The sequence below is a fragment of the Bacteroidales bacterium genome, from assembly GCA_012517825.1.
Taxonomy (GTDB): Bacteria; Bacteroidota; Bacteroidia; order Bacteroidales; family JAAYUG01; genus JAAYUG01.
On the sequence record JAAYUG010000153.1, the window covers coordinates 1 to 13,256 of the forward strand.

The 13,256-nt window shown below is 48.2% G+C and carries 9 protein-coding genes; 4 read left to right on the forward strand and 5 right to left on the reverse strand.

The window, feature by feature from the left end:
- Positions 1–81 precede the first annotated feature (81 nt).
- From GX419_10640 to GX419_10650, 3 genes are all read right to left on the reverse strand, one after another.
- Positions 82–1,431 (reverse strand): Gfo/Idh/MocA family oxidoreductase, encoded by a 1,350-nt coding sequence (locus GX419_10640; protein ID NLI25150.1) that lies wholly within the window; start codon positions 1,429–1,431, stop codon positions 82–84.
- 10 nt (positions 1,432–1,441) lie between these two features.
- Positions 1,442–2,938: an SUMF1/EgtB/PvdO family nonheme iron enzyme gene (locus GX419_10645; protein ID NLI25151.1), complete on the reverse strand. Its 1,497-nt coding sequence runs from the start codon at positions 2,936–2,938 to the stop codon at positions 1,442–1,444.
- A 163-nt stretch (positions 2,939–3,101) separates the two neighbouring features.
- The gene (locus GX419_10650; GenBank protein NLI25152.1) at positions 3,102–4,448 is read right to left on the reverse strand and encodes a lysine 2,3-aminomutase; all 1,347 of its coding nucleotides are present in this window, start codon (positions 4,446–4,448) and stop codon (positions 3,102–3,104) included.
- Positions 4,449–4,697: 249 nt separating this feature from the next.
- Between GX419_10650 and nrfH the strand changes: the two genes are divergently transcribed.
- From nrfH to GX419_10670, 4 genes are all read left to right on the forward strand, one after another.
- A complete protein-coding gene (gene nrfH, locus GX419_10655; GenBank protein ID NLI25153.1) occupies positions 4,698–5,306 on the forward strand; it encodes a cytochrome c nitrite reductase small subunit in 609 nt (202 codons plus the stop codon).
- Positions 5,307–5,323: 17 nt separating this feature from the next.
- Complete coding sequence (nrfA, locus tag GX419_10660) at positions 5,324–6,799, forward strand: ammonia-forming cytochrome c nitrite reductase (GenBank protein ID NLI25154.1); 1,476 nt, start codon at positions 5,324–5,326, stop codon at positions 6,797–6,799.
- Positions 6,800–6,907: 108 nt separating this feature from the next.
- Positions 6,908–7,642 (forward strand): Crp/Fnr family transcriptional regulator, encoded by a 735-nt coding sequence (locus GX419_10665; protein ID NLI25155.1) that lies wholly within the window; start codon positions 6,908–6,910, stop codon positions 7,640–7,642.
- Positions 7,643–7,789: 147 nt separating this feature from the next.
- A complete protein-coding gene (locus GX419_10670; GenBank protein ID NLI25156.1) occupies positions 7,790–8,824 on the forward strand; it encodes a DUF1593 domain-containing protein in 1,035 nt (344 codons plus the stop codon).
- Between the two features lie 234 nt (positions 8,825–9,058).
- Here GX419_10670 and GX419_10675 read toward each other — a convergent pair whose 3' ends face one another.
- Positions 9,059–10,726 carry a hypothetical protein gene (locus tag GX419_10675; GenBank protein ID NLI25157.1) on the reverse strand — a complete coding sequence of 556 codons (1,668 nt, stop codon included), beginning with the start codon at positions 10,724–10,726 and terminating at the stop codon, positions 9,059–9,061.
- 179 nt (positions 10,727–10,905) lie between these two features.
- Entirely contained in the window at positions 10,906–13,107 is a 2,202-nt protein-coding gene (locus GX419_10680; GenBank protein ID NLI25158.1) for a hypothetical protein, read from the reverse strand.
- Positions 13,108–13,256: the final 149 nt, after the last annotated feature.

Here is a 13,256-nt window from a genome sequence, read left to right on the forward strand (position 1 = left end):
GTGTAAAACACTGTGCAACACTGTGAAACAATATTGAATCTAATTCTTCAACTTATTCCGGTATTCCGGGGATGGCAGGGTTTATACTTCCGGTGCCGAGCCCGGTACCGGAATCACCACCGGATAATTGACCTTTCCGAGCACCATTTCAGCAGGCCCGATTTTCAGTTCAGACTGCATTACCTCATCCCAGGTAACTTCTTTGCCTGTATAGGCCGACATGCGCCCCATGATGGCCGCTATGTTTGACTTCACTGTATTTTCAGCCTCGTTGAAAGGTTTGTTGGTCCGTATGGCTGTTACCAGGTCAATATGCTCCTGGTCGTAGGGATTTACTTTCAGTTCCCTAACCACTTCGCCCTTTTCGTTCTTCGGGTATTCAAACTGCCAGAGAACGGTTCCGTCGGGTTTCCAGATGGTATCCTCGCAGTTGGTATATCCTTCCGTACCGCGCAGGTATTCCGATACATTATTGGTGCAGTCGTTGATCTGGCGGCACATGCTGTGGATATGAATATTCCCTTCGTATACAAAATCCACGCTGAAGTTGTCATACTGGTCGCCGGTGACTCTTCTCTGGCGGGAACCGAAAGCCACCGCGCTGACGGGATATTTACCCAGGAACCAGTTGATAACGTCGATATTGTGGATGTGCTGTTCAACGATATGGTCGCCCGAAAGCCAGCACCAGTTGACCCAGTCGCGGAGCATGCATTCCATTTCCGACCATTCCTTTTTGGGGTTGACATGCCATAGTTTCGACTGGTTCCAGTAGCAGTTGCCTCCCACGAGGTCTCCTATGGTTCCTTCCGCCACTTTACGGAATGTTTCAATGTAATTGCGCTGATGGCGGCGCTGGGTACCGGTAACCACAGTAAGTCCGAGCGTTTCTGCTTTTTTGGCTGCGGCCAGGAAAGCACGGGCACCTACCGGGTCGACGGCAACGGGTTTTTCGGTAAAGACATGTTTTTTGGCTTCCACAGCCGCGCGGAAATGCTCAGCTCTGAAATAAGGAGGCGTGGCCAGTATCACAAGATCAATATCCAGTTCGAGAACTTTTTTGTAGGCATCAAACCCGATAAAGCATTTGTCATCAGGAATTTCCACTTTCTTTTCTTCTTTCAGCTGGGCACGGAACTTGTCAATACGGTCCTGGAACATGTCGGCACAGGCCACTATGCTGAGGTCATTGCCGGCATTGAGGAAATTGATGGCGGCGCCTGTTCCTCGTCCCCCGCAACCAATAACGGCTGCTTTCAGCGGTTTCCCGTCGGGAGCTTTATCCAGCAGGGGCGGAAAAGGGTATTCTACTTTTTTCTTTTTACTGCAACCTTCCAGCAGAGCGGCAGCTCCGATAATTCCTGCCGTACCGGCAAGGGAGGCATTGACCAGAAAATGACGACGTGACGGATTGTGTTGTTCTTTTTTCATAGCGTTGGTTTTATTTGGTTTTATGGACAGGATAGTCACATACTACGCGAAATCCTACATGGCGGCAATCGGAATACCACCAGATGGATTTGGGTATCTGGGGATCGGTTTTCAGCCAGTCGGTGGTACGTGTATAATCACGTGCGGCACAGCGGACATCGGCTGCGTCGCTCATGAATGATCCTCCGCGGATAACTTTTTCCGTTCCTTCAGCTGGCCCGGCAGGATTTTCTGCTTCTGCTGCCGGGTATTCCGGAGCATACCAGTCGCTGCAGAATTCGGCAACATTTCCCAGCATATTGACCAGTCCGAAAGGATTGGGGAGAAGGCCTGAAGGTTCGGCCGTTTTACCTCCCGAATTCATTCCGTAAATAAGGTAACGTCCGATTACGGCCGTATCGGGTGCAACGATTTTTCTCATCCAGCCATGACGGCTGTATTTTTTCGGATTTCCTTCGAAGAAATAAGGACCCTGGGTTCCCCCTCTGGCGGCATACTCCCATTCGGCTTCGGTAGGAAGGCGGTAATGTTTACCGGTAACTTTTGACAGCCATTTGCAATAGGCTTCAGCGGCCTGCCAGGTCATGGTGATGGCCGGCCGGATTCCTCTTCCCCAGCCCTGGGCAGGATCGCCCCAGGGTGGGGTAGGCCCGCTGATGCCATCCACAGCCTTTTCCTGCTGGGTGCCATGTCCTGTTCCTCCCGTCTGGGTAAAAAACGCCAGGTATTCATCCCAGCTAACTTCCAGCTTCCCCATGAAAAAAGGCCGGATATGCACCGTATGCCGGGGACCCTCATCCGGTTTCCGGAAAGGTTCATCGGCAGGACTTCCCATAACAAAGGTTCCGCCCGGGATAGTAACCATGTCGAACTGAACGGTACTTCCCGGAATCCGTTCGGTGAACGAAACAAACGAATCAACCTTTGCCGGCTCGGTAAAAACCTGAACGGTAACCGTGGCCTGTTTTCCGAAATCCACATTGTGTGCGTGGATGGCGCCTTCCCGGTAATGCCCAACCTGGAGGTGACAGCGAACACAACTTATTTCATTCTGATGGTCAGAAAAATACAGATGGGCTTCCTCTCCTTCACGCGAGAGGCCCCTGGGAAAAAGATTCGAATGACAGGCTATGCAGGACGCCTGGTATGTATGTCTTTCAGCCGCTTCCGGCGTCTTTTTCTCTTCCCAGTTAATCTTCTCCTGGTCTTTAACCAGCGTACTCCATACATCACGCATTCCGGTTTTAACTTTCTCCCGCAGGTAAGGAAATCCATGGGGCGGCAAATGGCAATCGACACAATGAACCACTATTCCCCGCTGATTGTCATAGTGGGTCGACTGCTTCCATGAGTCGGTTGCATGCGGATGCACATGGCACGATGCACAAAAAGCATCGGTCGAAGTAACTTCCGTGGCCTTTTTACCTCCGTAAAAAAGTACCATCCCTCCTATCAAACCCGCTCCCAAAAGGATACCGGGATGATGAAAAAACTTCTTCAGGAACATTGCAAAAGTGATATTCTCTCCATTTGGTTTGAAATTCAAATAAACAAAAAAAAGGAAAGAACACAAAGAATTGCTGTTATTATCTCCGCTATTGCAAAAGGTTTATGTTGTGGAGCGGGCACAACCAGATACAATCGGGCGGAGTATGTTTTTTCTCTAACAATTACTCAAAATCAACAAGGGAAGATTCTGATAGATCCTCTTTAAACATTTGCTCCAGTTCATCTTCGAAAAAGAATTTCTTTTCACCGAAGGCTGGTTTCAGCTGGTCAATCCATATGGCATCAGGATGGTATTCAGCAAAAAACGGCCTGGCTACCCAGTCAGGGTTTCGTCCCTGAAGCATGCGCATAACGATGAGCTTTTCTTTTTTGCCGTTTGTGACGACTTCGCTCACACCGAGCACCTGCACTTTTCCGGGGATACACGACATGCTGGGTCCCCTTACAGTTCGGCACACTCCACTGACATTCTGATATGCCTTCCTGAAGATTTCCCAGGCTTTGACAAGAGGAATGGAGAAATAATGCTGTGCTCCCGTATCGCGGGCAATGAACATGTAATAAGGAATGCAGTTGTGGTTTACCTGCAATCTCCACATCTCAGCCCATGCCTTCGGGTCGTCATTAATATGCTTCAACACGGGAGACTGCGTGCGTATCTGTGCACCGGTTGAGCGGATTTTGCGGATGGCTTCGGCAACCTGAGGTGTTTTGAGTTCGGTCGGATGAGAAAAATGCGCCATGATGGCCAGATTGATCCCATGTTTAATGATCCGTTCAAACAGATGAAGCAATTCATCGCTGTCCGGATCGGTAAGAAAACGGAATGGCCAGTAGGCCAACGCTTTGGTACCAATGCGGATAGTCTGCAGATGAGGGATATTGGCTTCCAGCAGAGCTTCAATGTATCCGCGCAAAATGGAAGCATGCATTACCATCGGGTCACCGCCCGTAAAGAGCACATCGGTAACAGAGGGATTTTTCCTGATGTAGCTGGCAAGCAGTGTTGCCTCGTCAGTCCTGAACTTCAGATGCGATATACCGGTGAACTGCGGCCAGCGGAAACAAAACGTACAGTAAGCATGGCAGGTTTGGCCCTGCCTGGGAAAAAAGAGAACCGTTTCACGGTATTTATGCTGCATCCCGTTCAGCTTTTTTCCCTCGAGAACCGGTACATTATGCTGTTGTGCAGCCGGATGCGGATTCAACTCACTGTATATTTTTTTTAATATTTCCGCTGATTGTTCCTCACTGTAACGTCCTTCAACCATTCCGGCAGCTTCGCTGAAATGAGCAGGTTGCAGCATGTCTTTCTGAGGAAAATTCAAAAGAAACATCGGATCTTCAGGCACCTTCGACCAGTCGATCAGAAAATCGGTGACATAATTGTTCGTTTTAAACGGCAATACTTTTGAGGAGATGAGAATTTCCTTTCTGAACAACTCAGAAAAATTCTTCATCTGCGGGATTTCTGTAAAATTATGCCGGTTGTAAGCCTGATATTTCATTTTAAAGAGGTTTTACAATACCATTTATTCCCGGTGCAGCAATCCGGGCTTTCTGGAGCCTTTGCACAGCGGCGTATATTGTATGAATCTGCCCTTTTATGCGTACTTCGGGTGAAAAAACCTGTCACTGCGGAAAAGGACTGTGAAATTACCTTGTTTTCAAATAGAATCCATTGATAGATGTCAATTCCACGTTAATTAAAATATGAATAATTTGTTACCTTTGTCTTATGCTCATACATTTCCGTTATGGTTTCCACTTCCGGGTTTCTGAAGGTAGTTAAGCCACCCCCTCAGTGGAAGGTTCCGGTTCTCTTACTGCTGGCCGTTCTGGCGGGGCTTTTTCTTTTTCTGGTGCACATTTCCCGTGCTCCCTCCTATCTGGGGGATGATCCGAAAACCTGCGTGAATTGTCATATTATGGCGCCCCAGTATGCCACCTGGCAGCACAGTTCGCACCGGGAAAATGCCACCTGTAATGACTGCCACGTGCCCCACAATAACATTCTGAACAAGTATTATTTCAAAGCAAAGGATGGTTTGCGGCATGCCACGGTTTTTACACTGCGGGCAGAACCCCAGGTAATTTTTATCAGGGAGGCGGGGAAAAATGTGGTGTGGAAAAACTGCATCCGTTGCCACGGGCCCCTGGTAACCAATCCTAAGCTTCAGGCCATGCGGCCCCTGCATATCAACTCCCTCGGCACACGCAACTGTACGGAATGTCACCGCCACACACCTCACGGAACCGTAAACAGCCTGGCCAGTGTGCCCAATGCCCGCGTCCCTTTGCCCTCCTCCCCTGTGCCGGCATGGCTGCGAAACATCATGAGAACCAATACAGGTGCAACACAATAACCTAATTCCCCTTAGCCATGAAACCAATCAGCGAATTGATCAGGCAGAAACCCTGGCTCGGATGGGTGTTTTTCCTGATTACCATGGTGGTCGTCTTTTTTCTCGGACTGCTGGCTTCATCCATAGTTGAACGTCGTGCCGAGGCTGTATTTGCTTACACTCCTGCTGTGGATATTGATTCCCTTGAACCCGACAATGCCGTATGGGGAAAATATTTTCCCAGAGAATACCACTCGTACCTTCAGACAGCCGACACTGTCTTCCGCTCGCGATACGGAGGTTCCGCCAGCATTGATATGCTGAAGGATGCTCCTGAGCTGGTAATCCTGTGGGCAGGCTATTCCTTTTCGAAAGATTACAACCAGGGAAGAGGCCATTATCACGCCATTACCGACATACGGGCAACACTCCGCACCGGAGCACCGGCAGGCAATGTAAAAAGCCCTTCCCCCAATACATGCTGGACGTGCAAAAGCTCCGACGTTCCCCGTCTGATCAGTGAAAAAGGCATAGCCGGCTTTTATGCAGGAACCTGGGAAACTCTCGGTCCGGAAGTGACCCATCCCATCGGCTGTGTTGACTGCCATGATCCTTCAACCATGAATCTGCACATTTCCCGGCCGGCCCTTCTGGAGGCGTTTCAAAGGCAGGGAAAGGATATAGGCGCCGTCAGCCTCCAGGAAATGCGCACGCTGGTGTGCGCCCAGTGCCATGTTGAATATTATTTCAACAAACACGTTGCAGAGGGGGTCCAGTACCTCACTTTTCCATGGGATAAAGGTTTTACTGCCGATTCCATCGAAGCATATTACGACGCCATGGATTTCGTTGACTGGGAACATGCCATCAGCAAAGCCCCTATGCTGAAAGCCCAGCACCCCGATTATGAGTTGTACCTCAGCGGAACGCATGCAAAACGGGGAATTTCCTGTGCCGACTGCCACATGCCTTATATCAGCGAAGGCGGACAAAAGTTCACCAGCCATCATATCGGAAGTCCTCTGAGAAACGTTTCCTCTTCCTGCCAGGTATGCCACAGGGAAGAAACCGACAAACTGGTGGCTGATGTGTATGAGCGCCAGGACAAAATTGCCTCCATCAGGCATCAGCTGGAAAAACTTCTGGTACGGGCTCATGTGGAGGCAAAGGCTGCATGGGATGCCGGTGCCCGGAAGGAACAGATGCAGGAAATCCTGCAATTGATCCGGCATGCCCAATGGAGGTGGGATTTTGCTGCTGCCAGCCACGGGGCATCCTTTCATGCTCCGCTTGAAGTGAGCAGGATCATATCCACCGGTATCGAAAAAGCCCAGGAAGCCCGGATAAAACTTTCCCGGCTTCTCGCATCCCTGGGGCGCAATGCGGAAATTCCCTTGCCGGATATTTCATCCAAAGAGAAGGCACAAATCTATATTGGGCTGGATATGAAAACTTTACGGGAAGAGAAGGCACAATTTCTCCAGCAGGTTGTGCCCGAATGGGAGAAGAAATGAGAAGGCAAGCTTCTTTCCTCCTCAAATTGGCCTATTGCGGCCGGCAATTGACCTTTTCCATTTCAATTTCCTATATTTGTTCTTTGGCCAACACAAAAGAAACTATCAGTGAAGAAAAAGGAAAATGATGATATTTTTCTGAACAATTTCAGGCTATTGATTAGCAAATACCGTTTCCTGCCGGGTTTTTTGCCCGACAATACCTCGGAAGAAATACGCCAATTGCTGTCTGAAAACCGGACCATAAGAACGTACCACCGGGGAAAATATCTTTTCCATGAAGGTTCCGTTCCGCGCGGGGTTTTTTACCTGGAAAAAGGGATTGTGTATATACAGAAAGCTGACGAAGAAGGTAATGAACAGATTGTATACTTTTACCGGCAGGGGGATTTATTCGGATACCGTCCCATCCTTTGCAATGAGCCGCATCCGGTAAGTGCTGTTGCCCTGGAAGACAGCGTGCTTTCCTTTATATCGCGTGATGTTTTCCTGAAGGCTCTGAACCAGAGCGGGGAACTGGCAAGAAAGCTCCTTGAAAATCTGACTTTTGAATATACTGTATGGACGAATAATGTTTACCTGTTTTCCCGTAAACCGGTAAAGGTGAGGGTGGCACTGGCCCTTCTGCTCCTTTCCGATCTGTTCGGCATCAGCACCAGGCCGGGTATTTTTTCTGAATTCAGAATATCCCGTGATATTCTGGCCGCCTATACCGGTACGGTAAAAGAAACCCTCGTAAGAAATCTCACTCAATTTAAGGAAAAAGGAATTATTCAGACCAGCGGACAAAAAATTACTATTATTAAGCCCGAACAATTGATGAAAATTGTTTTCCAGGAATGACCGGATGGTTATCTGCCAGCCTGATGAAAACCTGTTGATCATCGAAATGATTTTGTATGAAACCCACATGTTTTACAAACACAAACACCGCGGTAATAAAATGCTGAACATGTGGGTTCCATCATACCATTGAAAATTAATTTTGTTATGATGAAACATTATCTGATCAGTTTACTCTTGTTTGCCTGCATTTTTGTGCCGGGCAGGGCACATGAATTGCCGCGGGTTTTTATTTTTACCGATATCAATATTGATTCCGGAGATCCGGATGACCGGCAATCGCTGGTGCATCTTTTCTGGTACGCAAATGAAGTAGCCATCGAAGGAATTGTCCCCGACCGCTGGAATGCCAGGGGCCTGGAGGCCTGCCTGATGGCACTGGAAGCCTACCGCAGGGATTTTGCGGAATTTTCCTTTCAGGAACTGGGATATCCCGAACCGGATACATTAAAAAAGCGTATAGCCAGGGACACGTTGGATGCCTTCCGCCTTTTTCTTGCTGCGGCATCAAAAAAGGATGCTCCTCTTTATGTTCTCGTATGGGGAAATATGGAACTGTTCAAAACCTTTCTCCTGCAGAGGCCGGAGCTGATGAAAAACATCCGGCTTATCACCATTGGTACAGGCCTGATGCTGGAAAAGGATTTCCCTTATATACCAAACGACTGGCCGAGAACTATCCCCTGCAAACAATTGAACTGGAACGGGTTCGGAAGAAATCAAATATATGACAATCCGGAATTCGATGAACTCTGGTGGCTGGAAATCAACTGGACTTATGCCGGCATGTTCACAGGAAAGAAACCGGCAAGGATGCTGAAAAAACTTTCTGTTTACGGAAATCTGGGGCGACACATGAAGGAAGTGGTGAAAAACGAAAGCTGGGCTCAGTATTTTCGGGCAGGCGATACGCCCTCGCTGTTATATGTAATTGATCGTGGGCATGATAAAAACAATCCCTGCCAGAGCAGCTGGGCAGGCAAATTTGTAAAACCCTTTCCTGAAAAGAAACCCAATTACTATACCGATGATGCCGGCAAGGTGTCATGGGATTATGCGAATCCCTGCAATACATGGAAGAACCATGAGAAGGTACGGAATCATGCAGTGAAAACGCTCGAGAAGCGCCGGAATAATATGTACTCTGCATTGCTGGGAAAACTTAACCAAATTTACCGGTAAGGGGTTTCCCCCCTCGACCCTGAGTTGCTTTCTTTTCTTGAATTTACCTGTCCATGCAAAGGATTTCCATGAATCGGCCGGAAGACTAAGGCATCTGAAATTCATCGGGGCCGTTCCACCCAATCATCCCACCGGGCAGCATTGTGCTCCCCTTCTGCCGCATGATCCGGCGAGAGGAACCCCGCGTATCTCTTTCCATGAGCAGGGGTGCATTCCGGTTTATTTTCCAATGGGTTACAGATGGAATACTACCCTGATTTCATGCTCACTTCCTCTAACAGGGGCTGTGATATACCGGGATGCATTTACCTTATCTACTGTGGACGGAACCTTTTTTCCGTCAATGGTCATGCTGGCCTGCCGGCAGTCACGGGGCAAAGGGATCCTGATTGTTCCCTTTTCGAAGGTTCCTTTGGTACGCATGATCACAGTACGGGCAGCTGCATCGTATTTGTACCGGTAACTAACCTGGTTTCCTTCGTTGCCATACCCTATGGACACCTGAACCTCATTTACGCCGGCAAAAAGCCAGCGGGGAGAAAGCTCCACCTCACGGAAGAATATGCTTTTATCTACCACTCCGGCGAGGCCTTCTACAAGGGCACTCAAAAAGGCCGCCTGCCCCCATTCATTGGGAATGGCTTCTTCCTGGGCGGTCCCGTCGGTATTCACACAACCCGGCAGAACCCGGTTGTTTTTGTTCATAATCAATTCAAGTTTTTTTAATTGTTCAACGGCAAATTCCTCCTCTCCATTCTGAAAGGCAGCTTTTGTGAGTTCCCCGCCTACCAGTGGAAGTACAGCACCGTTCATATACACTCCGGTCTTGTACCTCCCGAAGTGCGGTTCAACAGGCGGATATATGCCAAACCATGCGGCAACCGATTCGGAAGAGGTTTTCTTTTCCACCTCCCTGTACGCGTTAATTATCGAAGCGGCCATTTCACGGGTAGGTGCACCACGGTTTATGTCATAGGTATTCGATAAACTCAGTGCATGAATCGGATCGGTTTTTATATGGGACGGTACCGGGTCGACAGGAATAAAATGGGCATAATATTTTCCGTTCCAGCAGGTTGTGTTCAGACGATGACGAAAAAGTTCGGCCTGAAGGTTCCATTCTTTGGCTTCATTTACTTTACCTGTTACGTTAAATAAATCTGATAACTGTTTGCATGCCTGATACATACCGCTATTATCTCCATGCATAATTCCCTTGGGGGTTTTTTCATCATTTCCTATGTGATACAGTAGGCTTTCCACTCCGGTCATTCCATCGGGTTGTGAGGTAAAATCCCATGTATCAATAGAATAAGGGCGTTTTACCAGCAGATATTCCTTTGACCATCGGAGGGGATCGGTCATCAGATACTTCATGCCTTTTACCAGCACGGGAAGCCACTGATTTACAAAGGCCGTATCACCGGAAGTCTGCCAGTACGTATATACACCCTCCACCAGAAGATACTCCAGGTCGGCCTCAATGGGCATGCGGAAGAAAAACAACTGCTGGTTGACATCCACATAATAGAACTGTTTGTCGAAACAGTTAGTAAAGTAAAGCTGGCCTACATTGCGGTCTTTATACGATTCCCAATAATCGAAATACATGCCCGATGAGGTTTGCCGCTGAAGAAAAAACTCGAGGTAACTGGCCATATCTTTCTCCCAGTATTTATATGCTTTCATGGTGTGGATATGATCCCTAATCCAAAGTACAAACATGCGTCGTTCCTTTCCGTCGAGAACGACAGTCTGATTATAGCGCGGACTATCATAGAGCGTTTTCTTCAGATCGTTGAGCAGGCCGGCATACATCCCGGCGCTGTTGCTGAAATAAGTCTGGGCACTGACGTTCAGAACAAGAACTGACAGGACAGTAGCAAGAAGAATTTTTTTCATAATTTAATATGTTTATAAATAACTAAATAATAGATTAATAAGATATATCAAATTAACCAAAACTTTAAAAAATTACAGGTTGGATTCATAACGTTTGGCAACAGGGTAAAGCCAGCGATGCAATAGCAGATGGCCATACAGACAACCAAAAGCTAATTTTTTACCGGTATCTTCCGACATCATGGTTCATATTCAATCAGATAATAAATTGTCTGATAAATAGTTCCGTTGAATGAAATGCTATTTTTCTTTACAGGGATAGTTCTGGTTGTTTTTCTTCCCACATGGTCAAGAACGGTCACCACAGGTTTTTCCTTCCGGTTAAGGGTAACGGTAACCTTTACGGGTTCAATCAGTATAGGGCTGGTGCCGGTTGACAGCAATTCGGTATGTGCGGCATTGTATTCCATTCCGGTATTTCTTGCGCGGGCCATAACAGTGAGCAATAATTTGCCGGCATGGGCAATATCTTTTCCGGGATCGAGGCTGCTGAGAAAAACGACGGCAAATTCACCGGATATTTGCAGAGTTACATCTCCCAGCTGAATAGCTTTTGCTGGCGGAAATCCGACCAATGCCCTGGTGCCCGGAGTGTTAACCGTAAAATACCCACGTCCCTGTTCCGACCACATCAGCTGGCCGGTGGTGGAATATACATTTCCGGAGCGCATGTAACGCGAAAGATCCATTATTTCATCCGGTTTAGGCTGGTCGGTAAACGTTATCGTCACTTTTCCGGCAGCCATTGCCTGCAAGGGGAAACTGCCTTCGATTTTTTTTCTGTCCCAGTCCTGTGTAACCGTTTCCCTGAAGGAAGTATTGCCTTTCAGCACATCCGGCAGATAAACATTGCGGTTGACCACGGTTTGTCCTTCAGCAACATCCCGGCGGTAAATCATATTGGCAAGGGCAGGATACAGGGCAAGCTGGGTGGGAGAGGTAGCATTGTAAATTCCTCCCCAGGGTGTTTGTATGGTAGAGGTGTAGCGGGGGTAATCGGTGGCAAATACATAGGAAGCATCCCATCCCTGAAGTCCCATGCCATATACGGCAATTATGGGAGCGCTTTCAGCTGTCCATTCATTCGGAATCAGGCTCATCCACTCGGAAAGGGCAAAGGGCCGGTCGCTTACCTGCTGGAGTCCGGTACCAAATAGTCCTGATCCGATGGCTGATACCATGGCGGCATTGCTGAATTTTCCCGGTTTCAGGGTATGTCCTTCACCTCCGCCAAAATAGTTGTGCCGGTCGATATATCCCGTGAGGTAGTCGGCATGCAGGTTCAGTAAATGGGTTAGTCCGGTACCCGCCTGCCAGCAACTTCCCACAATAGGGCCCCGGTACCCTGTATTTCTTATTGCTGTAACAAAACGCTGATAATATTTCACCTGTTCCTGGTAAAGAAATTCAGCCTTGTCAAGTACATGCTGTTTCACCGGCCGGTTTTCTTTAACAGCCTGTTCATATTCCCAGGAAAAGAGGCCATGGTTTGGCTGAGGATAAATGTTTTCCCCGTCCAGGGTTTCCCCTTCACCCAATCCTTCATTATTCCAGGCTTTTAAAAGATTTTCCTGGGTGCCGTATTTTGCCCTGAGCCACCGGCTGAATTTGCGGCAAAGGAGTTTCCGGTAGGTAGGTGCCTGTTTCAGCGATTCTTCGATAGCCGACCAGAAAATATTGTCCTCATTCTGAAGTTCGATAAAGTTCAGGGCAGGATCCATGGCGTACCGCAGTCCGGTATGTGGATTAACATGGTTGAGCATATTCACGGTCAGCTCAATGTTGAGATTTTGCAGGTCTTCAGCAAAGTTAACGAGGGCAGAAGTGGTTCCGTTCAGGTGCGACCAGGGGAAACGTGTTGAAGCAATCTCTCGGTAGGCAAGCAGTCGTGAGCTGTCGCCCGGAAGCACCCTGTGCCCGTAAATATGCGACCAGCCATAATATATGCCGGCATTCCTGAGGGCATTGCACAGGTAATCGAACTTTTCCCAAGCCGAAGGAATAATGACCGTTGAATTAGTTCCATCAGTAGCCTCCCAGGTGAATTTATGAAAGCGGACGGCGTTGAAGCCATATTTCGACAGGAACTTCACCCAGGTATCAGCTTCCCTGCTGCTCATGAAGGGAAGTTCGGAGGCCATATTGGTTCCCCAGAAGGAAACGGGTGTTCCGTCTTCAAAGACGAAGCGATCTTTGTCCATTTGCACGAATCCGTGTTTTCCGGCCGGTTTGTCGAGCCAGTGACTCATGTCGATAACCGAAGGGGAGAGATCATCCTCGCCGTTGAAAGGAAACCAGTTGGCCGTTTCCTGCGAAAAGGCCGAAAAAACAGAAAGGTAAAGCAAAAGAATGCCGTACCGGGCGGCAGTAAGGTTTTTCATGGTCAGAAAGTTGGTTGGTTGCTGATCTGACGCTAAAGATAATAATTTATCATCATTTCTGGTGCAAACCTCCGGCACATTTTCCTTCCAGGGTCTGCCAGATAATTTTCTTCATCATCCGCTCAAGGAATTCATCCTTTTTAATGGAA

Excerpts from the sequence above, each read along its gene's own strand:
- GX419_10640 (NLI25150.1), bottom strand. The coding sequence starts at position 1,431 with ATGAAAAAAGAACAACACAATCCGTCACGTCGTCATTTTCTGGTCAAT.
- GX419_10645 (NLI25151.1), bottom strand. The coding sequence starts at position 2,938 with ATGTTCCTGAAGAAGTTTTTTCATCATCCCGGTATCCTTTTGGGAGCG.
- GX419_10650 (NLI25152.1), bottom strand. The coding sequence starts at position 4,448 with ATGAAATATCAGGCTTACAACCGGCATAATTTTACAGAAATCCCGCAG.
- nrfH (NLI25153.1), top strand. The coding sequence starts at position 4,698 with ATGGTTTCCACTTCCGGGTTTCTGAAGGTAGTTAAGCCACCCCCTCAG.
- nrfA (NLI25154.1), top strand. The coding sequence starts at position 5,324 with ATGAAACCAATCAGCGAATTGATCAGGCAGAAACCCTGGCTCGGATGG.
- GX419_10670 (NLI25156.1), top strand. The coding sequence starts at position 7,790 with ATGATGAAACATTATCTGATCAGTTTACTCTTGTTTGCCTGCATTTTT.
- GX419_10675 (NLI25157.1), bottom strand. The coding sequence starts at position 10,726 with ATGAAAAAAATTCTTCTTGCTACTGTCCTGTCAGTTCTTGTTCTGAAC.
- GX419_10680 (NLI25158.1), bottom strand. The coding sequence starts at position 13,107 with ATGAAAAACCTTACTGCCGCCCGGTACGGCATTCTTTTGCTTTACCTT.